A 19,953-nucleotide genomic window follows, 5' to 3' on the forward strand; every position below is an offset into this window, starting at 1 on the left:
GCCGATGGTACTGCAGGGGGGACCCTGTGGGAGAGTAGGACACCGCCGGACACCATTCACGATGGCCACCCAGAAATGGGTGGCCATCGCTGTTTAACCACCACCTCGGATCCCCGCTGCTCACTGGAGCGCGGTGCGGGTTAGGGTGGTGCGACGGTTACGGCCGTCCTCCCCGCCCTCGGGCGGGTCAACTCCACAGAGCATCACCACGACAGGCGAGGAACGCATGGACGACTCAGGATCCGACCGCAACGACCGGGACTCCGGACGTCGTGACGAGCGGCCGCCTCGCGCCGGCGGCCCCGGCCGCTCCTCGAACGATCGCGGGGGCTCGGGCGATTCCCGCCCCCGCCGCGACGGTGATGCTCGTCCTCCCTATCGTGGCGGTGGCGACTCCCGTCCGCAGCGTGATGGTGACTCGCGTCCTCCGTACCGTGGCGGTGGCGATTCGCGTCCGCAGCGTGATGGGGACTCGCGTCCTCCGTACCGTGGTGGTGGGGATTCCCGTCCGCAGCGTGATGGGGACTCGCGTCCTCCGTACCGTGGCGGTGGCGATTCGCGTCCGCAGCGTGATGGGGACTCGCGTCCTCCGTACCGTGGTGGCGGCGATTCCCGTCCGCAGCGTGATGGGGACTCCCGTCCTCCGTACCGTGGCGGTGGCGATTCGCGTCCGCAGCGTGACAGTGACTCTCGTCCTCCTTACCGCGGGGGTGGGGATTCCCGTCCTCAGCGCGATGGGGACTCCCGTCCTCCTTACCGTGGAGGTGGGGACTCCCGTCCGCAGCGGGACGGTGACTCGCGTCCTCCCTATCGCGGTGGCGACTCGCGTCCGCAGCGGGACGGTGACTCTCGGCCTCCTTATCGCGGTGGCGACTCGCGTCCCCAGCGTGACGGGGACTCCCGGCCTCCTTACCGTGGAGGTGGAGATTCGCGTCCGCAGCGGGATGGTGACTCCCGCCCTTCCTACCGTGGTGGTGGCGACTCTCGTCCGCAGCGTGACGGGGACTCGCGTCCGCCATTCCGCGGTGGATCGCGCGATGGGGGAAGCAGGCCGTGGTCGGACGATCGTCGGGGCGGCGGAGACCGCCAGGGCGGCGGACGCGGACGCGAGGGCTTCGGCGGCGGACGCGGCGGCCCCCGCGAGGAGCCGGAGCTCACCGAGGAGGAGCGCGAGCGGCGCTCCCTCCAGTCGGTGCGTCCGCGCCACGACGACCCGGACCTTCCGGACGACGTGCAGGCCAAGGACCTCGACAAGGTCGCCCGCAACGAGCTGCGCACGCTCTCGAAGGACAACGCCGAATGGGTCGCCCGTCACCTGGTGATGGCCGGCCGCCTCCTCGAGGAGGACCCCGAGCTGGCGCACCGCCACGTGCTCTCGGCGGCTCGTCGCGCGGGACGCATCGCCGTGGTCCGCGAGTCGCTGGCCATCTCGGCGTACGCGACGGGCGACTTCGCCCTGGCGCTGCGCGAGCTGCGGACCTTCCGTCGGATCTCCGGCTCGGACGAGCAGGTGCCGCTGATGGTCGACTCCGAGCGCGGCGTCGGCCGACCCGACAAGGCGCTCGAGCTGGGACGGTCGATCGACCGCACCACGCTGAGCCCCGGCGCGCAGGTGTCGCTGGCGATCGCCATGTCCGGCGCCCGCCTCGACCTCGGGCAGGCGGAGCTCGCTCTCATGGAGCTCGAGATCCCGCAGCTCGACCCGGACCGCGCGTTCTCGTACAGCCCGGATCTCTTCGCTGCCTACGCACTCGTCCTCGACGAGGTCGGCCGTTCCGACGAGGCCGCGGAGTGGCAGCGTCGCGCCGACATCGCGGCGCAGGCCGTCTTCGCGGCCGAGGGCGGCGGTGACGACGAGACGATCGAGGTGATCGAGGAGGAGCACGAGTCGGCCGGCGCCGCGTCCGCTCCCGATCGCGCCGAGGAAGGGACCGCGGTCGACGACGCGGACGACTACCTGGACGACGAGGACGGCCCGACCGCCGTCGACGACGCGGACGAGGACGAGGTCCACCGGACCGTCTCCGAGGAGATCGCCGACGATGACGACGCGGACGCGGACGACGCCGCTGCGACCGCTGACGCCGAGGCCGACCTCGTCGACACGGACGAGCCGACCTTCGCGGACGAGTCCCTCGAGTCCGACGATCTCGCCGAGACGGACCCGGATGAGGCTCTCGACTCGGCTGACCCGACCGCCGACGAGTCGGTCGAATCCGCCGACACCACCGAGGAGGACGCCGATGTTCCGCAGCAGCAGGACTGAGCCCACTCCGCTCGACGGCCGCGACTCCGTCCTGGCCGACCTCGACGGGGTCGTCTACAAGGGCGCCGACGCGATCCCCTTCGCGGTGGAGAGCCTCAACCGCGCGGCCGAGACGCTGCGGGTCGGCTACATCACCAACAACGCCTCCCGCACGGACGCGTCCGTCGCCGGGCACCTCTCCGAGCTGGGGCTGAGCGTCCGGCCCGAGGACGTCGTCACCTCCCCCCAGGCGGCGGTCGTGCTGCTCGCCGACCTGGTGCCGGCCGGCTCGACGATCCTCGTCGTCGGGGCGGAGGGCCTCACCTCCGAGGTCGAGCGCGCCGGGTTCACCGTGACGCGCAGCGCGGAGGACTCGCCGGCGGCGGTCATCCAGGGCTTCGCACCCACGGTCGGCTGGGAGCAGCTGGCCGAGGCCTCGTTCGCGCTCCACACGGGGATCCCGTGGGTCGCGACGAACACCGACTGGACGATCCCCGTCGCCCGCGGCATCGCCCCGGGCAACGGGACCCTCGTCTCGGCCGTGCACACCGCGGTCGGTCGGCTCCCGGTCGTCGCGGGCAAGCCCGAGCGGGCCATCTTCGACGCGGCGACCGCGCGCTTCGGCTCGACGAACCCGCTGTTCCTCGGCGACCGGCTCGACACCGACATCGCCGGCGCGAACGGCGCAGACATGGAGAGCGCCCACGTGCTCACCGGGATCGACCGGGCCAAGCAGCTCCTCGCCGCGGAGCCCAAGCTCCGGCCGACGTACATCCTCGGCGACCTGCGCGAGCTGCACCTGCCCTACCCGGCGACGACGGTCTCGCGGAACGGCACGCACGCCGTCCGCGGCGCCAAGGTCCGCCTCGACGGCGACTCCGTGGTGATCGTGGACGCCGGCGATGACGCGACCGATCTGCTCCGGGCCGCCTGCTCGGTGATCTGGTCGTCCGGCCGCGCGATCTACGGCCTCGACGTGCCGGAGTCGCTCTACAGCTGAGCCTGCTCGGCGGGCTCCCGGCGTCCCTCGCGGCGCAGGAGCCCGTCGAGCCGGCGGGCCAGACCGACCGCGACGATCGCGATCAGCGCGGCGTACGAGAAGGTCGCGGCGAAGACCCCGGTCCCGGCCCCGATCAGGCCGGTGACCGCCGCCGCGAGGAGGCCCGTCAGCGCGAGGGAGACCGAGGCGCCGGTCGAGTCGGCGATCTGCAGGGCCGAGCTGTTGAAGCCCTCCCGGCCCGGAGCGGAGAGCGCGAGCGTCATCGTCCCCATCCGCGGGAACATCGTGCCCATGCCGCCGCCGGCCAGGAACCAGCCCACGCCCGCGACGATCGGGCTGAGGGCGAGCACCGTGACGAGCAGCACGACTCCGATGCCGGCGAGCACGAGCGACGTGCCGAGCCGCATCGCTCCGCCGTGGCTGAGGCGGGTACCCGGGCGTCCCTGGATGTTCGAGCCGAGAGCCCAGGAGACGGCGCCCGCGGTGAGCATGGCGCCCGAGAGCCAGGGCGGCAGGCCGTACTGCTCCGAGAGCAGCAGCGGCAGGTAGACCTCGGTGCCGAAGAACGCCGCGGCGACGAGGGCGCGGAGGAGGATCACCGACGGCAGGACGCCCCGAGCGCGCAGCGTGCCGTCGGGCAGGAGCGCGCGAACCGCCACGACCACGACCACCACGGCGGCCGCGGCCAGGAGCCCGGCGAGATCGGGCGCGAGCTCGGCGCTCGTGCTCAGCACGACGACTCCGGCCGAGACGACCACGGCGCGGGCGATGCGGCCGACGGCCCGGCGATCGAAGGGGAGGCGCTCGCGCGGCTCGAGCGAGCGGAGCGTCGGCGCGATCGCAGCGCTCGCGAGGGCCACCAGGGCGACGACTCCGAAGAAGACCCAGTGCCAGCTCACGAGCTCGGCGACGACTCCGGCCACCAGCGGCCCCACCAGCGACGGCACGACCCAGGCCGCGGCGAAGGCGCCGAAGATCCTCGGATGCAGCTCGCTCGGGTAGACCCGCGCGACGAGCACGTAGAGGGTGACGGTGATCCCTCCGCTGCCCAGCCCCTGCAGCAGGCGGGCCGCCACGAAGACCGGCATCGACTGCGCGGCACCCGCGGCGACGAGACCCAGGGTGAAGAGCAGGATCGCGACCACGAGCGACGGCGTCGGGCCGCGGCGGTCGGCCGAGGAGCCGGCCGCGACCATCCCGACCACGGCGGCGGCGAGCGTCGCCGCGAAGGCCAGTGGGTAGAGGGCACGACCGTCGAGGTCGGCGCTGACGATCGGCATGATCGTCGTCACGGCGAGCGACTCGAACGCGCAGAGGAAGACGAGGCTCGTCGTTCCGATGGTCGTCAGGAGGAGGGGAGCCGAGGTGATGCCGCGGCGATCACGAGAACGCACCTGCTCAACAGTACGCCGAGCGCACGGCCGGTCAGCGGTAGACGGCCCAGTCGTCCTTCGCGAGCACCGTCGGGGTGCCCTCGATCTCGACCAGCCAGCCGCGGTCGTCGCGCTCGAGGTAGCGCCCCTGCACGATCTCGGGGGCCCAGCCGCCGTCGCGGGAGGAGATCCAGCGGACGAAGCGGACGGTGCCTCCGCGCCGGAACAGTGTGCCGTTGTGGTCGCTCATGCGGGGATCTTCTTCACGGAGAGGTCGTCGGGCGACGAGGTTTCGGGGAGGAGGTGGAGGCCGAGGCGGCCGTTCGAGGCGTTCGAGAGCTCGCGCAGCCAGTGCGGGTTCAGCTCGATCGCGGCGGTGCCGTCGTACTCGTAGCGGGTGGGGATGCCGGGGTGGAGCCACAGTTCGGAGCGGCGGCCCTCGGCGTCCTCGATCGTCAGGAGGAAGCCCTCGCCGCGGCGGAACCGTGAGGTGATCACGGTCTGGAGGTGGGCCAGGGCGCGGTCCTCGAAGGCGTGCGAGCTGGCCGGTGCGCCGTAGAGCAGTCGTCCCATCGAGCGCACCTCCTCACCGTCGGCGGCGCACGGAAGGCGTGCCGCACCGTCGACACTAGGTATTGCTAAGTCGGTTGACTAACAGTCTCGGCGCCGACTGCGCTTTCGGGACACACGCCGTCCGATCGCCGGAGAAGTGGTTCGATGGGTGCAGCGAGTTCCCGTCCGGGGCGCCTGCCGCTCGGAAGGTGCACCTCGATGGACGCTCGGCCAGACCTGTTCGCCCTGCTCACGCGATTGCGCACGGCGGAGCGCGACTACGACGGCCGCGTGGAGCGCCGCCTGGGCATAGGCGCCACGGATCTCGCGGCCCTGCGGCTGATCGGGGTCGGGGAGCGGCGCGACGAGATCGTCCGCGCCGTCGACCTGTCCGCGGCCCTGTCGATCACGACGGCGGCCGTCTCCCTCCTCGTCGACCGCCTCGCCCGCGCCGGCTACGTGGACCGCACTCCCGACCCGTCCGACGGCCGCGGCCGCATCCTCTGCCTGACGGAGCGCGCACAGAAGGCCATCGTCGGCACCGACGACCCGACCTACGAGCAGATCCGCGCGATGGTCGCGAAGGTGCCCGAATCGGAGGCCGCGACCGTCGCGGTGCTGCTCGACGGCCTCAGCCGCATCCTCGAGGGGCAGCCGCCGCCCGAGCTCGTCGACTGATCAGCTCTGCAGGGTGGCGCTCGGCGACTCGCCGAACCGCTCGGAATAGGCCGCGCTGAAGCGGCCCGCGTTCCCGAAGCCCCAGTGCCGGGCGACGGCGGCGACCGTCGTCCCGTGGGGCGGGCTCGCCGCCAGCTCCACTCGGGCGCGGTCGAGCCGCACCAGGCGCAGGTAGGCGATCGGGCGCATCCCGAGCACCCGCTGGAACGCGGACTGCAGGCCCCGGACGGTCAGGCCCGACGCCGCCGCCATCTCGGCCGGGCCGATCGGCTCGCTGCAGTGGGCGTGCACGTACTCGACGGCCGTCCGGACCCGCGCGTTCCGGGGGGCGAGGAGCTCCGGCGGGACCGGCGCCGACTCCGGGGGGTAGAGGTCGAGCAGGGCGGAGGCCGTGGCACGGGTGAGCTCGTCCCAGAGCAGCGGCTCGACGCGCTCGCTGCGCAGCGCGCGGGCGGAGTCGGCGACGGCCGTGCGCCAGCGGCGGATCGCCGCGGTGTCGGGGCGGTGCTCGGGGTCGAAGACGAGGGACCCGACGAGGCCCCGCTCGCCGGCGACGCGGTCGACCACTCCCCGGTCGAGGTGCACCAGGCGCTGGTCGAAGTCGACGTAGTCGAAGGCGAACGGCCGGCCGACGGGGAAGAGGACGGGACGGTTCTCCTCCATCGCGATCGAGGCGCGGCCGACGTCGATCCGGCCGGAGCCGCCCACGATCCACTGCACGACGACATCGTCCGAGTCACCCACGCCGCCCGCGAGGCGCCCGGACATCCGCGAGGTGCGGAGGGTCATCCCGCCGTCGCCGATGGCGGCGTAGCGGTAGCTGAAGTCGGCCGCGGTGGTGGCGGCGCGCCACTCGTCGCCGTTGTAGAGCCGCGCGAGGCTGTGCCGCGCCTCGTCCGGATCCTCGCCGCGGGCCTCCAGCCGGACGCGAGGGTGGTGATCGTCCACCGGTCGTTCCGGTGCCTCAGCGCGTGAGGCGCTCGATGAGCTCGCGGTAGCGCGCGGCCGTGCGCTCGACGATCTCGGACGGGAGGGTCGGCGGGAGGCCCTGGCCGTCCCAGTTGTCGGAGAGCCAGTCGCGCACGATCTGCTTGTCGAACGAGCGGCCGCGGATGCCGGCGTCGTAGTCGTCGGCGTCCCAGTAACGGGAGGAGTCGCTCGTGAGGACCTCGTCGCCGAGGGTGACGACTCCGGTCCCGCGGTCGACCCCGAACTCGAACTTCGTGTCGGCCAGCAGCACGCCGCGGGCCAGGGCGATGGTGGACGCCTCGCGGAAGACGGCGAGCGAGAGGGTGCGCAGCGCCTCCGCGGCCTCCTCCCCGACGATCTCGACCGTGCGCTCGAAGGTGATGTTCTCGTCGTGCTCGCCCTGCGGGGCCTTCCACGCGGGGGTGTAGATCGGCTCGGGGAGCGCGTCGCCGTCGTGGAGGCCCTCGGGGAGCGGGACGCCGCAGACTGAGCCCGTCTCCCGGTACTCCTTCCAGCCGCTGCCGGAGAGGTAGCCGCGCACGACGCACTCGATCGGGAACATGTCGAGCGTCTTCACCAGCATCGACCGGCCGCGGACCGCCTCGGGGATGTCGCCCGGGATCAGGTGGTTCGGGACGTCGGCGAGCTGCGCGAACCACCAGAGGGAGAGCGTGGTCAGCAGCTCGCCCTTGCCGGGGATCCCGGGCTCGAGGACCGCGTCGTACGCGCTGACCCGGTCGCTGGCGACGACGAGCATGCGGTCGGCGCCGAGCACGGGGTCGGCGTCGTCGGGGGTGTAGAGGTCGCGCACCTTGCCGGAGTAGGCGTGCTGCCAGCCGGGCAGCGGCGCCGTGGTGTCGAAGGACAGGGAGTCGTCGCGGGTCACCGCACCATTCTCCCCGATCCGGGGGGCTCCGCGGCTCCTGAAGACCTCCTGTGTCCTGGCGGATCGGGGCTGTCAAGCACGCGCGGCCGCCGATCCCGCGCGCCTAGCGTCGAGACATGACTTCGCAGAACGACCAGACCCCGCAGAACGACCAGTACACGTTCCAAGACCCGACCGCGATGTTCGCCGACATCGACACGGAGGCCCAGTACCAGGAGGGCTCCGGCCTCGACTCGAAGATGGACGACCCCGCCGACCGCGGCGAGTCGACCTACCGCGGCTCCGGCCGCCTCACCGGGCGCAAGGCGCTCGTCACCGGAGGCGACTCGGGCATCGGCGCGGCCGTCGCCATCGCCTACGCCCGCGAGGGCGCCGACGTCGCGATCGTCTACCTCCCCGAGGAGGAGTCCGACGCGAAGAAGGTCGTCGCGCTGATCGAGGAGGCCGGCCGCACCGCCGTGGCCATCCCCGGCGACATCACCGACCACGACTTCGCCGTGGGCGCCGTCGCGAAGGCCGTCGAGGGCCTCGGCGGACTGGACATCCTCGTCAACAACGCGGGCAAGCAGCAGCACGTCGAGGACTTCCTCGAGCTCTCGGACGAGCAGTTCGACGAGACCTTCAAGACCAACGTCTACGCGATGTTCTGGATGACGAAGGCGGCCGTGCCGCACCTCGCCCCCGGCTCCGCGATCATCAGCACCTCATCGATCCAGGCCTACCAGCCGTCGCCGATGCTGGTCGACTACGCCAGCACGAAGGCCACGATCAACACGTTCTCGAAGGCGCTCGCGCAGCAGCTCGCGCCCAAGGGCATCCGCGTGAACGTCGTCGCCCCGGGCCCGATCTGGACGCCGCTGCAGACCGCGGGCGGTCAGCCGTCCGACAAGCTGCCCGAGGTCGGCTCGCAGACGCCGCTCGGACGCTGGGGGCAGCCGGCCGAGCTCGCTCCCGCCTACGTGTTCCTCGCCTCCCCGGAGTCGAGCTACGTCGTCGGCGAGACGCTGCACGTCAACGGCGGCATGCCCACGCCGTAACACTCGGCGCTCACGGCGGGCCCGGTCGCGGCGCGGAGGAACCCTCTTCCGCGCCGTGGCGGGGCCCGCCGTTTTGGTTGTCGTAACAATCGACTGCTGTGCAGGTTCGTGCGCGAGAGTCGGTGCATGACCGATTCCCTGCCGATCCTCGACCTGTCCCGCCTCGACCGGGGGGAGGCGGAGGCCGCCGCCTTCCGCCGCGACCTCCGGGAGACCACGCACGACGTGGGCTTCTTCTACCTCGTCGGCCACGGCGTGCCGCAGGGCCTCCTCGACGACGTCGTCGCCGTCTCCCGCCGCTTCTTCGACCTGCCGGAGGAGGAGAAGCTCGCGATCGAGAACACCCTCAGTCCGCAGTTCCGCGGCTACACCCGCTTCGGCGCCGAGCTCACCAACGGCGACGTCGACTACCGCGAGCAGGTCGACATCGGCATCGACCGACCGGCCGTTCCCGCCGGGCCCGGCGTCGCCGACTACGAGCGCCTCGAAGGGCCGAACCTCTGGCCCGAGGCGCTGCCGGAGTTCCGCGAGGTCTTCGAGCGCTGGCACGCGGAGCTCGCCGCGGTCGCGATCCGGCTGCTGCGCACCTGGGCCGTCGCGCTCGACGCCCCGGAGGACGTGTTCGACGAGGCGTTCGCCGAGCGGCCGTTCTCGCTGGTGAAGGTCGTCCGCTACCCGGGCACCTCCGACCCGGAGCCCAAGCAGGGCGTGGGCGCGCACCGCGACGGCGGCGTGCTGACGCTGCTGCTGGTCGAGCCCGGCAAGGGCGGCCTGCAGGTCGAGCACGACGGCTCGTGGATCGAGGCACCCGCGATGGAGGGCGCGTTCGTCGTCAACATCGGCGAGATGCTGGAGCTCGCCACGGGCGGCTACCTCAAGGCGACGCTGCACCGCGTGATCTCGCCGCTGATCGGAACGGACCGGATCTCGATCCCGTTCTTCTTCAATCCCGCGCTCTCGGCCACCATGCCCTCGCTCCCGCTGCCCGAGGAGCTCAAGTCCGGCCTCTCGGTCGACCCGACGAACGCGCCGATCCTCGAGACCTACGGCGAGAACGCGCTGCGCTACCGCCTCCGGGCCCACCCGAACGTGGCGGCCGTCCACCACGCGGACCTGCTCGCTCCCACCGTCTGACCCGGGACGACGAAGGGCCCCCTCCCGCGCGAGCGCAGGAGGGGGCCCTTCGTCGTCAGTGCGTCAGCAGCGCGCGGCGGCCACGGGGACCGTCGCGGTGAACGCGGGCTGGCCGGTCGCCGATCCGGTCACCGTCACCGTGCCGGCCGGCATCGAGGCCAGGCGGGTGGTGAAGGCGGCGGAGGCGGACGATCCGGGTGCGACCGCGGTGAACGACTTCGAGCCGTAGGCCGAGGTGATCGTGACGTCCGCGGCAGCGGTGTCGGTGTTCTTCACGGTCGCGGTGAGCACGATCTTGCCGGCGACGCAGCGCGTGGCGACCGCGGGGACGAGCTCGAGGGTGTCCAGCGGGACGACGGCCGAGACCGACGTGCGCACCAGCTTGTCCGCGTACCCGGTGTAGGAGGCCGTGACGCCGGTCACGCCCGCCGGGACCGAGACGCTCGCCGAGCCGCCGGAGAGCGGGACGGTCGAGGTCCACGAGCCGCCGGTGAAGGTGACCGAGCCGACGACGTCGCCCTTGTCGGCCGCCGCGACCGTCGCCGTGACCGTGCGGCCGTCGGCGGTGAGGCTCGTGGTGGAGTCGACGGCGGTGACGCCGGTCCAGTTCTTCATGGCGGTGAGGACCGTCTGCGGGACGCTCACGAACGCGCCGTGCCGCGGGCTGGCCGGGAGGCCGGCGCGGCTCTTGGGCGAGACGTTCCAGTCGGCCGACTGCGAGAGGCGGTTCGTCTGCGAGCTGCCGGCGATGGCCGCTCCGGAGGTGAGGAAGGCCTTGTAGCCGCCGTCGCCGTAGTTGTCGACGAGGAAGGCGTAGCCGTCGCCCGTGCCGGTGGTGTCGTTCGGGTCGCCCGCGTTCAGCTTGATGATCTCGGGTCCCTCACCGGCCTGGCCGGTCTCGAGCGAGGTCATCCGGGTGTCGGTGAGCTGCCAGGTGGTGTTCGGGTCGGCGCTCCAGTTGGAGGAGGTCGTCCCGGCGGTCAGGACCTTCGACTTCTCGAGGAAGATGTCCTTCCCGGCCTCGAGGGTTCCGGCGGCGCCGCCCTCCTCGTTCTTGGTGAAGCGGTAGTAGTAGTCGCCGATCTTCGTGATCGTCGAGTCGATCCGCGCGTAGCCGGTGTCCTGCCAGGTGGCGGGAGGAGCGGTGAAGGTGCGGAAGTCGCGGGTGATCACGGAGAAGACGCGGGAGTAGAGCTTGTCGCTGTTGGTCTTCGTCGCGTCGGAGTAGAGGCGCGAGGAGAAGAACACGACGTAGGACTGCAGGGCGTCGTCCCAGTACGCCTCGGGCGCCCAGGTCATTCCGGCGGCCGGCTGGTTCACCGTGATGCCGGTGTCGGCGCCGTTGGTGCGGGTCCACTGCACCAGGTCGGTCGACTCCCAGACCTCGATCTTCAGGCTGCCCTTGGACTGGGCGTCGCCCCAGCCGGTGCCGCAGGAGATGCAGAGGTCGGTGGCGACCATGTAGTACTTGTCGCCGTTGTGCGAGCGGAGGATGAACGGGTCGCGCAGGCCCTTCGTGTCGGTCGTCGAGGTGATGACCGCCTTGCCGCCGTTGACCGGCGAGAAGGTGAAGAAGTCGTTGCCCGAGGTCGCGGCCTGGTAGATCTTCTCGTCGCCGTCCGACTTGAAGTACGCCGAGGCGTAGCCCGCGTCGGGAGCGGTGCGGCCGAGCTCGGCGACCGTCAGCGTGAAGGCGCGCGTCTCGGTGACGCCGTTGAGGGTGGCCGTGGCGGTGAGGGTGACGGTCCTGTCCCCGGAGCCGTAGGCCGGCCGGGTGACGACGCCGCCGCCGCGGTAGGGGTCGGCCGCGCCGACCGCCGGAGCCGCGTAGGAGGTGTTCGTCGGCGTGACGAGGGCCGGGTCCGAGGAGGTCCAGGTGATGTCGGTGCCGTTCCGGGCGCCCTTCACCGCGAGGGGGAGGTTCTCGGTGGTGCGCGTGGCGAGCTTCAGCGCGTCGAGGTCGTCGTTGATGCTCGGGGCGAGCACGACCACCTCGAAGGCGATCGTCGCGCCCTGGGCGGTGGTCGCCGTCAGGGTGACCGGGGTGTTCTGCGCGATCGAGCGCGAGACGACGCCGGTGGCCGAGACGACCGCGCTGTTCGAGGAGGTCCAGGTGAGCGGGACGCCGCTGCTGGAGGCGGGCAGCGTCAGGTTCGAGGAGACCTGGGTCAGCGACGGGTTGCCGGCCAGCAGGACGGGCTGGATGTCCGAGCGCAGCAGGGCGGAGGTCGCGGACGCCTTCGCCGCGGCGGTCGGCATGCTCGAGGCGACCTGCTCGGCGGTGAGGGAGGTGTCCCAGAACTTCACGTCGGTGACGTCGGCGGTCACGAGCGCGTCGCCGGAGTAGAGCGAGCGGCCGAGGTAGCCGAGCGTGGACCCGGTCGGGACGATGCTCGCCATCGACTTCGTGGTGTTCGCGGTCGAGATCTGCGTGCCGTCGCGGTAGAGGGTCAGCACGGTGCTCGACCCCGTGCCGGTGCCGACGAGCGTGAGCGTCGTGAACCCGGGGTTCAGCGTGCCGCCGAACGGCATGCGGGTCTCGCCGTTGCTGGTGGGCTCCTTGACGCGGATGCCCGCGAGGACCTGTCCGCTGGGCGAGCCATCGGGGTTGCGCGGGTTCACGAAGACGTGGTTGCCGAGCTGCGTGGTGTTCCACGGGCCGACGCCGTCGCCGATGACCCAGCCGAACTGGTTGGCGGTGGTCTGCGTCTTCACCGTGTACTCGACGGCGAACGCGTTGTCGGCTCCGGTGACCAGGCCCTGGGGGAGGCTCGCGTAGCCGTCGTTCTTGAACCGGGCGACCTGGTCGCCGCCGGCGTTCGCGAAGGACGCGTCGGTGAGGCCGGTCAGGGTGGCGTTGCGTCCGTTGCCCGAGATGTCGAGCAGGGCCGAGCCGGCGTGCGACATGTCGTAGTGCGCGGTGGGCGCAGGGACGTCGACGGCCTGCGCCGAGACGGGGACGAGAGCGCCGGTGAGGGCGACGCTCGTGCAGGCGAGAGCGGAGAGGAAGAGGGATCGCACGCGGCGCCGAGGCGCGGCGGCAGGGGGCTCCGGGGAGCGTCGTCTCATCGTCGAGACCTTTCCTTCAGGGGAGGGATGCGTCGAGCCGAGGGGACCGACGCGTGTGTTCACGTTAACATGTGGTCCGCCTCAGAGCCATGGGGGAATTGCTCCGGCATCGGGAGCGAATCATGTGACAGGGGCCCGATTCGGCGCAAGGCCTGCACCCGCGAGCGCCCGGAGCGTAGCGTGAACGCACCGCATCCTGGCCCCGGTGACGGAACCATGCCCATCCGCCTGCCCTGCGAGGACTTGACCATGACGACGCTCTTCCACACCGGAGGCTCCCTCTCCCTCGACGACGCGACCGCCGACGCCGTCGTCCGCTACTCGCTCGCGCTCGCGCAGCAGCACCGGATGAGCACGGTCAGCGTCGCCGACGACTCGGCCCCCTCCTCCGTCGTGACGCTCACCGTCGGGCTCGGCGTCCCCCTGGTGGTCGCAGGGACCGGTAGCGCAGCGGCGGAGTCGAGCGCCGAGATCCTCGAGCGCCTCGACGCGCTCGACAGTGCGGGCGGACCGGTGCCCGCCTCGGACGTCGACCCCCGCGCGACGTGGGAGCTCGAGAACGAGTACTGAGCTCCGAGCCGCGGCGCCGTCGGCGCGGATGCGCCCCGCTCCTGCTCCGCGGGCGCGGAGCGTCAGCGCCGGTAGTCGCGGATGATCTCCTGGGCGAGCGTCGTGATCGGGGTCGACGTCGCTCGCGCGCGGACCCGCAGCACCTCGAAGGCCTGCTCGACCGTGGTGCGGTGGGCGTAGGCGAGGATCCCCTTCGCCTGCTCGATCAGCACCCGGCTGTCGAGGGCGTGCTGCAGCTGCTCCTGGGTGACCGTGCTCTGCTGGAGCGCACGCTGGTGCAGGATCCCGATCGTCGCGACGTCGGCGAACGCCTGCACGACCGCGATGTCGTCCGGATCGAGCCGCCCCGGCCGGGCCTGGAAGAGGTTGAGGGAGCCGATCGTCGTCCCCGCCGACCGCATCGGCACGCAGTGCGCCGAGAGCACGTCGAGCTCGACCGCCAGCGTCCGGAACTCCGCCCACTCCTCGCCCACGGCACGGGCGTCCTCGACAATCACCGGCCGCCCGGTCTCGAAGCACTGGATGCACGGGCCCGACCCGCTATCGAGCTGGAGCAGCTCGATCAGCCGGGTGTCCTCGTCCGTGGAGGCGAGCACCTCGAGGGAGCCGGTGGAGTCGGCGAGGACGAGCCCCGCCGAGACGGCGTCGAAGAGGGTCGCGCTGCTCTCCACGAGGGTCTGGGTGAAGTCGACGACGTCGTAGTCGTCGACCAGCGTGTCGGAGAGGGCGACGAACGTCTGGATGACGCTGCGCTCGCGGGAGTTCGTCACCATGTGTCGTCCTGGGCGGTGAGAGGGCGGTCGGGGAACCCGTCGTGCCGGGCCACGATGCCGGAGGCGACATCGACGACGGAGCGCTGCTGGGCGAAGGCGTGGGCGCGCAGCAGCAGCTGCGCCTCCTCGGCCGTGCTGCCGTAGCGCGCGATGATCATGCCGGTCGCCTGGTGCACCACGCGTCGCGAGCGCGGATTCGTGCTCTCCTCGACCTCGTTGTCGCGCAGCACCGCGGCAAGCACCAGCAGCGCCGTCGCGGTGGTCGAGGCGCTGATCCGGCCGAGGAGGGAGTCGCTGAGCGACGTCGGGCGGCGGGAGTAGAGGTCGACCGCGCCGATCGAGAGCCCCGCGATCGAGAGCGGGAAGGCGAAGACCGCGCGCACCGCCGTGGGGCCGATCGCCTCGGTGAAGAGCGGCCAGCGCTCCTCCGCGCCGGTGTCCGGCACCGAGACGGGGCCGGCAGCGCGGATCGCCTCCCAGCACGGGCCCTCGCCGAGGTCGATCTGGATCTCGTCCAGCCGGCTCGCGGTGCTGTCGCTCGCGGCGACGGTCTCGCCACCGAAGGGGCTGCCGACCGTGGAGATCGCGACGCCGTCGATCGGATACCCGCGCAGATACGGGTCGCAGAGAGCGTCGGAGTCGGTCACCGCGCCCATTTTAGCCGTCGGCTCCGCTCGGAGCGACGCTCCGCCGGACCGGCGGGGACCACGACGCGGTGACGCGCGGGAGCCCGCCTGGCTGCGCTGCCCGGGCGCACGAGGCGACGGCCCGTGAAGCGGCTCGTCGGGCGCGGACGGTGCATGGTGCGGGGCGACGGGAGCCGGAGGACGGCGGCCTGCACGGCGACGGAGCGGCTCAGGCCGGGGTCGATCGAGCCGGGACGCTCGAGGGCGGCGATGAGGTCGTCGAGGACGGCGAAGGCGGGATCTGTCATCACTGCTCCTGGCCGGGTGTCCGCGGCCGTTGTCGTGCGCCGAGGCGCGGGAGGTGTCGATCGGGTGTCGTCGTGCGGGGTCCGCGCACGACGTCGACGAGGTCCTGCCCGACGGTACGGGGCGCGGATCGACCGGACGACGTGGTTGACCTCTCGGAGGTCCGCCGCTACTCGTACTCTGCGTTGAGCTCGTCGAAGTCGTTCGTGATGATCGACAGCGGGGTGTACGGCGTGATGAGGGGGAGCGCCGGGTTCGCGCGACCCTCGCCGTAGTTGACGGTCAGCCACTGCGGGGTCGGGGAGGCCAGGGCGGCCTCGACCTCGGCGCGGAACTCGTCGAGGCTCCTGTTGTTGACCGTGTAGGCGGTGCCGTTGTAGATCAGGTCGATGCGCTTCACAGCTGATCGCCCTTCGCCGGAGGACGCACCGGTTCGGCGGGCTCCGAGATCACGTACAGCCCGCCCGCGGAGTTCGCGAGGTCGGTGAGCGCGGAGATCCAGGCGGGGTTGATGCGGGGCATCCGGCCGCCGAAGTACTTGTAGCGGAGCGCGTGGGAGGGGTGGATCCAGATCGCGCTGCGGCCGTCGCCCATGCTGTGGTCGTCGCGCCAGCTGAGCAGGAACGACTCGTTGCGGCGCAGCTTCGCGGTGATGACGATCTGCAGGTGCGCGAGCACGCGGTCCTCGAATTCGATCTCGACGGTCCCGTCGTAGTGCAGCTTCCCCATCGGCGTCTCCAGCCCCTGATCTCCGGTCGGCAGGCGCCCCACCGTTGCCACCACCCTTCCGCAGACCGGAGGGATCCGACAACCCGGTCTGCCATTCTCTGCTCGACCTGTCCAGGTCTTCCGTCAGCGGCGGTCCTCTGTCAACCTTCTCCCTCCACGCAGCCGGCACTGCCGAGCATGGACGGCATGAAGCACATCCTCTTCGCCGACAAGACGATCCTCGTGGGGGACGAGGCGGCCGACGCGCTCGTCGAGTACGCCGTCGCCCTCGCCGCGAAGGGCGCGGCCGACACCGTCGAGTACACGGGGATCGGCGCCGACGGCGGGACGGTCGACGCCACCTTCCTCGTGAACGCCGCGGCCGCCCTCATCGTCGAGACCACGCCGAGCGACCTGCCCGAGCCGGACAACGCGGCGGAGGTGGCTCGGCTGCGCGAGCGGATCGACGCGCTCACCGGCGAGCATCCCGTGCAGCCCGGCGACGGCGAGCTGACCAGTGGTGCCGACTACGAGGACTCCTCCGAGCGGTGAGTGGTTCCCCGTGGTGCGCGTCCGGGCGCGACCGGCGTCCGTTACCACTGCGAGGCTCCGCAGTGAACCCCCTGATCGGCTGAGGGGAGGCGGACGTACCGTGGCCCTGCGGGTCGCCGACGACACGATCACCGGTCGACCGCTACGGGCACGGCCGCGGGCCGGCCGGGGAGGACGGGCACGATGATCGGAGACCATCCCTTCTGGGTGCGCCTCGCGCGCAAGGAGCCGCAGTGCGCCATCGTGCGCGGCCGGGTCTTCGAGATCGGCGCCCCCGACGAGCGGGATGGGGCCTTCCTCCTCACGGTCTGGGAGAAGGGGCGGCCCGTCGGGCACGTCCTGAACGTGGATCCGCCCGCCTACAAGCCGTGCGGACCGGGGCACCCGGTCGAGCCGCAGCGGGTCGACGGGGTCGAGGAGCTGCTCGAGCTCCTGGTGCCCCAGCGCACTCGGCTCGCGGCGCACGGCTGACGCCGCTCCCGTCCGCGTGGGCCGCCCGAGTCCTGTGCACCGGGAGCGGGGCGAGCGCTGAGCACCCGCTGACGGACGCCCGGGACGGGGGAGTCGTGCGGCCGGGCGGCGGCTGGCATCCTGACCTCGGTGCGACGAGCGCGCCCGCGAGGGGGAGCCCGATGAGCACCACCGAGGACGTCGACGACGGGACCGCTGAGTTCGGGTACCGCCCCTCCCTCACCCGCGGGATCGGCCGCTTCGGCAGCTTCGCCGCGGGCGTGAGCTACATCTCGATCCTGACCGGCACGTTCCAGCTCTTCTCCTTCGGCTTCGCGCTCGGCGGTCCCGCCTACTGGTGGTCCTGGCCGATCGTGTTCACCGGGCAGCTCATGGTCGCGCTGTGCTTCGCCGAGCTCGCCGCCCGCTACCCGGTCGCCGGCTCCGTCTACAACTGGAGCAAGCGCCTCGCCGGGCCGACGGTGAGCTGGCTGGCGGGCTGGCTGATGGCCACCGCGTCCGTGGTCACGCTCGCGGCCGTCGTGCTGGCGTACCAGGCGACGCTCCCGCAGATCTGGAGCGGGTTCCAGCTCGGCGGCTCCGCGGGGGTGAGCGCGGTGGTCTGGGGAGCGGTCCTGATCGCGTTCACCACCGCGGTCAACGCGCGCGGCGTGCGGCTGATGGCCCGGATCAACAGCGTCGGCGTGCTGATCGAGCTCGTCGCAGCGGTGCTGCTGGTGGCGGTGCTCGCGGTGAACGTGGTGCATCCGCCGACCGTGCTGCTCGACACCAGCGGCTACGGCGGGAGCACGCCGGGCGGGTACGCCGGCGCGTTCCTCATCGCCGCGATCGCGTCGGCGTACGTGATGTACGGGTTCGACACCGCGGGCTCGCTCGGCGAGGAGACGGTCGATCCGCGCCGGACCGCGCCGACGGCGATCCTGCGGGCGGTGACCGCCTCCTTCGTCCTCGGCGGCCTCATCCTGCTGCTCGGCATCCTCTCGGCGCCCGACCTCGCCGACCCGGCGCTCGGGCAGGCGTCGGGCGGGCTGCAGCGGATCGTGCTGCAGGTGCTCGGGGGGCCCCTCGGATCGGTCCTCCTGCTCTGCGTGGTCGTCGCGATCACCGTGTGCGCGCTGGCGGTGCACACGGCGGGCATCCGGCTGATCTTCGCGATGGCCCGCGACAACGCCCTGCCCGGCAGCCGCGTGCTCGCCCGCGTCGACCCGCGGCGCGGGACCCCGGTGGCGCCGGCGCTGGTCGTGGGGGTGCTCGCGGTGCTGATCCTGGTCGTGAACATCGGGACGCCGGCGATCTTCACGGCCGTGACGAGCGTGGCGGTCATCCTGATCTACCTCGCCTACCTGCTGGTGACGGTGCCGCTGCTGATCGCCCGGCTCCGCGGCCGGTGGCCCGCAGCCGCGCCCGGGCGCTTCTCGCTCGGCCGCGCGGGCCTGCCGGTGAACGTCGTCGCGGTGCTCTGGGGCGCGGCGATGACGATCGACCTCGCGTGGCCGCGCGTCGAGGTCTACGGGGAGGAGCTGCGCTGGAGTGCGGTCGTCGTGATCGCCGCGGTCGTCGGGATCGGCCTGGCCTGGTTCCTCCTCCGCGGCCGGCACCGCCTCGGCACCCTGCCCGCGCACGCGCTCCCCTCGACGCCGCCGCAGAGCTGAGTCGCTCGAGAAGGCCTGTTCTCGAGGGGCAGGACGATCCTTCCCGGGCGACTCGGCGGCGGCACCGGGAGGAGGATGGGGGAGCGGGTGCTCGGCCGAGCGCCGCGGGAAGGAGCGCGCGTGCGGAACCGCCTGGCGACTCCGTCCCTGCTCGCGCACGCCGTGCTCATCCAGGCCGTCGCGTTCCTGCTCCGGCCGGCCGCCGTCTACCAGGCGATCCGGCTCGACGTGCCGGCCTGGGCGCTCGGGGCGCTCGGCGCCTCGTTCGCGCTGGTGCCGCTGCTGATCGCGCTGCCGGTGGGCGGGCTGGTCGACCGGGTCGGCGCTCGGGCAGTGATGGCCGTCGGCTCGCTCGTCGCGGTGGGAGCGGCCGCGGTGCTGCTCCTGGCGGGCGGGAGCGTCGCGGGGCTGCTCCTCGGCATCGCCCTGCTCGGCGCGGGGCACCTGGGCTGCGTGGTCGGGCAGCAGACCGTCGTCGCGGGCGGCACCGGAGGGACGCGTCTCGACAGCCGCTTCGGCTACTACACGTTCGCCGCGTCGCTCGGGCAGGCGATCGGGCCCGCGTTCATCCCGGTGCTCGCGGGCGGCTCGGTGCGGCCCGACCCGGCGCCGCTGTTCCTCGTGGGCGGGATCCTCGCGGTGCTGCTGCTCGTCTCGACGGCGGGGATCCGCAGCCCGTCCCCGCGAGGACCCGCGGCGGAGGGGGCGGCGGCTCCGGGCTCGACGCTCGGTCTCCTCCGGGTGCCGGGCCTCGCGCGCGCCCTGCTGACCAGCGCGACCGTCGTCGCCGCCGTCGACCTGACCGTCGTCTACCTCCCCGCCCTCGGCGCCGAGCGAGGGCTCCCGGCCGGCGTCGTCGGGGCCCTCCTCACCGTGCGCGCGCTCGCGTCGATGGCCTCGCGGCTCCTCCTCGGTGCGGCCACCGCCCGGCTCGGGCGCACTCGGGTGATGGTGGGCGGCATCCTGATCTCGGCGCTCTGCCTGGTGCTGGTCGCCCTGCCCGCGCCGACCGTGCTCCTCTTCGTCGCGGTCGCCGCCCTCGGCCTGGGCCTCGGGATCGGCCAGCCCATCACGATGTCGTGGCTGATCGAGCGCACCCCCGCCGACCGCCACGGCCGCGCCCTCGCGCTGCGCCTGGCCGGGAACCGCCTCGGGCTGATCGCCCTGCCCAGCCTCCTCGGCGTCCTCGCGGCGGCGTCCGGAGCGGGCGGCGTCCTCATCGGCACCGGTGCCGCGGTCGGCGCGACCCTCCTCCTGCTGCGCGGGGTGCGCCTGGACTGAGGTGCCCGGGGCCGCAGTGGATCGGCGGCGCGAGCCGCGTTCCCTGGCCTCTCCGTCGGAAGACCGGAGGA

21 protein-coding genes are annotated in these 19,953 nt (G+C 72.5%); 10 read left to right on the top strand and 11 right to left on the bottom strand.

Going from position 1 to position 19,953, the window contains the following annotated elements:
- The first annotated feature begins 1,192 nt into the window (after nt 1-1,192).
- Nucleotides 1,193-2,266, top strand: coding sequence for a hypothetical protein (locus C5C59_RS17315; protein ID WP_258062727.1), 1,074 nt, complete (start codon nt 1,193-1,195; stop codon nt 2,264-2,266).
- Nucleotides 2,244-3,245: an HAD-IIA family hydrolase gene (locus C5C59_RS11065; protein ID WP_104226795.1), complete on the top strand. Its 1,002-nt coding sequence runs from the start codon at nt 2,244-2,246 to the stop codon at nt 3,243-3,245. Before C5C59_RS17315 ends, C5C59_RS11065 begins: the two co-directional genes overlap by 23 nt.
- On the opposite strand, the gene C5C59_RS11070 is transcribed toward C5C59_RS11065, so the two are convergent.
- Genes C5C59_RS11070 through C5C59_RS11080 form a run of 3 tightly spaced genes read right to left on the bottom strand, consistent with a single transcriptional unit; the run spans nt 3,236 to nt 5,191 of the window.
- On the bottom strand, nt 3,236-4,639 hold the full coding sequence (locus tag C5C59_RS11070; RefSeq protein WP_258062728.1) for an MFS transporter: 1,404 nt from the start codon (nt 4,637-4,639) through the stop codon (nt 3,236-3,238). The two genes, C5C59_RS11065 and C5C59_RS11070, sit on opposite strands and share 10 nt — an antisense overlap.
- Before the next feature lie 31 nt (nt 4,640-4,670).
- The gene (locus tag C5C59_RS11075) at nt 4,671-4,868 is read right to left on the bottom strand and encodes a hypothetical protein (RefSeq protein WP_068256013.1); all 198 of its coding nucleotides are present in this window, start codon (nt 4,866-4,868) and stop codon (nt 4,671-4,673) included.
- Nucleotides 4,865-5,191 carry a hypothetical protein gene (locus tag C5C59_RS11080; RefSeq protein WP_104239024.1) on the bottom strand — a complete coding sequence of 109 codons (327 nt, stop codon included), beginning with the start codon at nt 5,189-5,191 and terminating at the stop codon, nt 4,865-4,867. Before C5C59_RS11080 ends, C5C59_RS11075 begins: the two co-directional genes overlap by 4 nt.
- Before the next feature lie 198 nt (nt 5,192-5,389).
- Between C5C59_RS11080 and C5C59_RS11085 the strand changes: the two genes are divergently transcribed.
- The gene (locus C5C59_RS11085; RefSeq protein WP_159940166.1) at nt 5,390-5,848 is read left to right on the top strand and encodes a MarR family winged helix-turn-helix transcriptional regulator; all 459 of its coding nucleotides are present in this window, start codon (nt 5,390-5,392) and stop codon (nt 5,846-5,848) included.
- Here the strand turns inward: C5C59_RS11085 and C5C59_RS11090 are convergent, their stop codons facing one another.
- Together C5C59_RS11090 and C5C59_RS11095 are read right to left on the bottom strand one after the other, a co-directional pair.
- Nucleotides 5,849-6,796, bottom strand: a complete 948-nt coding sequence (locus tag C5C59_RS11090; protein ID WP_104239022.1) for a helix-turn-helix transcriptional regulator — start codon at nt 6,794-6,796, stop codon at nt 5,849-5,851.
- Between the two features lie 16 nt (nt 6,797-6,812).
- Nucleotides 6,813-7,703 (bottom strand): phosphoribosylaminoimidazolesuccinocarboxamide synthase, encoded by an 891-nt coding sequence (locus C5C59_RS11095; protein WP_258062729.1) that lies wholly within the window; start codon nt 7,701-7,703, stop codon nt 6,813-6,815.
- 116 nt (nt 7,704-7,819) lie between these two features.
- On the opposite strand from C5C59_RS11095, the gene C5C59_RS11100 reads away from it, so the two are divergent.
- Together C5C59_RS11100 and C5C59_RS11105 are read left to right on the top strand one after the other, a co-directional pair.
- On the top strand, nt 7,820-8,740 hold the full coding sequence (locus C5C59_RS11100; protein ID WP_104223791.1) for a glucose 1-dehydrogenase: 921 nt from the start codon (nt 7,820-7,822) through the stop codon (nt 8,738-8,740).
- A 126-nt stretch (nt 8,741-8,866) separates the two neighbouring features.
- Entirely contained in the window at nt 8,867-9,874 is a 1,008-nt protein-coding gene (locus C5C59_RS11105; protein WP_104239021.1) for an isopenicillin N synthase family oxygenase, read from the top strand.
- A 63-nt stretch (nt 9,875-9,937) separates the two neighbouring features.
- Here the strand turns inward: C5C59_RS11105 and C5C59_RS11110 are convergent, their stop codons facing one another.
- Nucleotides 9,938-12,895 (bottom strand): immunoglobulin-like domain-containing protein, encoded by a 2,958-nt coding sequence (locus tag C5C59_RS11110; RefSeq protein WP_258062730.1) that lies wholly within the window; start codon nt 12,893-12,895, stop codon nt 9,938-9,940.
- A 297-nt stretch (nt 12,896-13,192) separates the two neighbouring features.
- On the opposite strand from C5C59_RS11110, the gene C5C59_RS11115 reads away from it, so the two are divergent.
- Complete coding sequence (locus C5C59_RS11115) at nt 13,193-13,513, top strand: hypothetical protein (protein WP_104239020.1); 321 nt, start codon at nt 13,193-13,195, stop codon at nt 13,511-13,513.
- Nucleotides 13,514-13,575: 62 nt separating this feature from the next.
- On the opposite strand, the gene C5C59_RS11120 is transcribed toward C5C59_RS11115, so the two are convergent.
- The 5 genes from C5C59_RS11120 to C5C59_RS11140 all read right to left on the bottom strand — a co-directional run bounded on the left by C5C59_RS11120 (nt 13,576) and on the right by C5C59_RS11140 (nt 15,947).
- Nucleotides 13,576-14,286 carry a GAF and ANTAR domain-containing protein gene (locus C5C59_RS11120; protein WP_104239019.1) on the bottom strand — a complete coding sequence of 237 codons (711 nt, stop codon included), beginning with the start codon at nt 14,284-14,286 and terminating at the stop codon, nt 13,576-13,578.
- The gene (locus C5C59_RS11125; protein WP_146079593.1) at nt 14,280-14,933 is read right to left on the bottom strand and encodes a GAF and ANTAR domain-containing protein; all 654 of its coding nucleotides are present in this window, start codon (nt 14,931-14,933) and stop codon (nt 14,280-14,282) included. Before C5C59_RS11125 ends, C5C59_RS11120 begins: the two co-directional genes overlap by 7 nt.
- Nucleotides 14,930-15,220: a hypothetical protein gene (locus tag C5C59_RS11130; protein WP_104233816.1), complete on the bottom strand. Its 291-nt coding sequence runs from the start codon at nt 15,218-15,220 to the stop codon at nt 14,930-14,932. The genes C5C59_RS11125 and C5C59_RS11130 overlap by 4 nt, the downstream gene beginning before the upstream one ends.
- A gap of 167 nt (nt 15,221-15,387) precedes the next feature.
- Nucleotides 15,388-15,618: a hypothetical protein gene (locus tag C5C59_RS11135; RefSeq protein WP_104239017.1), complete on the bottom strand. Its 231-nt coding sequence runs from the start codon at nt 15,616-15,618 to the stop codon at nt 15,388-15,390.
- The gene (locus C5C59_RS11140; RefSeq protein WP_104239016.1) at nt 15,615-15,947 is read right to left on the bottom strand and encodes an ATP-dependent DNA ligase; all 333 of its coding nucleotides are present in this window, start codon (nt 15,945-15,947) and stop codon (nt 15,615-15,617) included. The genes C5C59_RS11135 and C5C59_RS11140 overlap by 4 nt, the downstream gene beginning before the upstream one ends.
- Before the next feature lie 186 nt (nt 15,948-16,133).
- Here C5C59_RS11140 and C5C59_RS11145 point away from each other — a divergent pair, with 186 nt between their 5' ends.
- The 4 genes from C5C59_RS11145 to C5C59_RS11160 all read left to right on the top strand — a co-directional run bounded on the left by C5C59_RS11145 (nt 16,134) and on the right by C5C59_RS11160 (nt 19,882).
- The gene (locus C5C59_RS11145; protein WP_146079592.1) at nt 16,134-16,478 is read left to right on the top strand and encodes a hypothetical protein; all 345 of its coding nucleotides are present in this window, start codon (nt 16,134-16,136) and stop codon (nt 16,476-16,478) included.
- Nucleotides 16,479-16,661: 183 nt separating this feature from the next.
- Nucleotides 16,662-16,949 carry a hypothetical protein gene (locus C5C59_RS11150; protein WP_104239014.1) on the top strand — a complete coding sequence of 96 codons (288 nt, stop codon included), beginning with the start codon at nt 16,662-16,664 and terminating at the stop codon, nt 16,947-16,949.
- Between the two features lie 161 nt (nt 16,950-17,110).
- Nucleotides 17,111-18,601 carry an APC family permease gene (locus tag C5C59_RS11155; protein WP_104239013.1) on the top strand — a complete coding sequence of 497 codons (1,491 nt, stop codon included), beginning with the start codon at nt 17,111-17,113 and terminating at the stop codon, nt 18,599-18,601.
- Between the two features lie 120 nt (nt 18,602-18,721).
- Nucleotides 18,722-19,882: an MFS transporter gene (locus C5C59_RS11160; RefSeq protein WP_258061331.1), complete on the top strand. Its 1,161-nt coding sequence runs from the start codon at nt 18,722-18,724 to the stop codon at nt 19,880-19,882.
- The last annotated feature ends 71 nt before the right edge of the window (nt 19,883-19,953 follow it).

The organism is Rathayibacter sp. AY1F4, assembly GCF_002931775.1.
GTDB lineage: Bacteria > Actinomycetota > Actinomycetes > Actinomycetales > Microbacteriaceae > Rathayibacter.

Excerpts from the sequence above, each read along its gene's own strand:
- C5C59_RS11065 (WP_104226795.1), top strand. The coding sequence starts at position 2,244 with ATGTTCCGCAGCAGCAGGACTGAGCCCACTCCGCTCGACGGCCGCGAC.
- C5C59_RS11075 (WP_068256013.1), bottom strand. The coding sequence starts at position 4,868 with ATGAGCGACCACAACGGCACACTGTTCCGGCGCGGAGGCACCGTCCGC.
- C5C59_RS11080 (WP_104239024.1), bottom strand. The coding sequence starts at position 5,191 with ATGGGACGACTGCTCTACGGCGCACCGGCCAGCTCGCACGCCTTCGAG.
- C5C59_RS11085 (WP_159940166.1), top strand. The coding sequence starts at position 5,390 with ATGGACGCTCGGCCAGACCTGTTCGCCCTGCTCACGCGATTGCGCACG.
- C5C59_RS11100 (WP_104223791.1), top strand. The coding sequence starts at position 7,820 with ATGACTTCGCAGAACGACCAGACCCCGCAGAACGACCAGTACACGTTC.
- C5C59_RS11105 (WP_104239021.1), top strand. The coding sequence starts at position 8,867 with ATGACCGATTCCCTGCCGATCCTCGACCTGTCCCGCCTCGACCGGGGG.
- C5C59_RS11115 (WP_104239020.1), top strand. The coding sequence starts at position 13,193 with ATGACGACGCTCTTCCACACCGGAGGCTCCCTCTCCCTCGACGACGCG.
- C5C59_RS11120 (WP_104239019.1), bottom strand. The coding sequence starts at position 14,286 with ATGGTGACGAACTCCCGCGAGCGCAGCGTCATCCAGACGTTCGTCGCC.
- C5C59_RS11130 (WP_104233816.1), bottom strand. The coding sequence starts at position 15,220 with ATGACAGATCCCGCCTTCGCCGTCCTCGACGACCTCATCGCCGCCCTC.
- C5C59_RS11140 (WP_104239016.1), bottom strand. The coding sequence starts at position 15,947 with ATGGGGAAGCTGCACTACGACGGGACCGTCGAGATCGAATTCGAGGAC.
- C5C59_RS11145 (WP_146079592.1), top strand. The coding sequence starts at position 16,134 with ATGAAGCACATCCTCTTCGCCGACAAGACGATCCTCGTGGGGGACGAG.
- C5C59_RS11150 (WP_104239014.1), top strand. The coding sequence starts at position 16,662 with ATGATCGGAGACCATCCCTTCTGGGTGCGCCTCGCGCGCAAGGAGCCG.
- C5C59_RS11155 (WP_104239013.1), top strand. The coding sequence starts at position 17,111 with ATGAGCACCACCGAGGACGTCGACGACGGGACCGCTGAGTTCGGGTAC.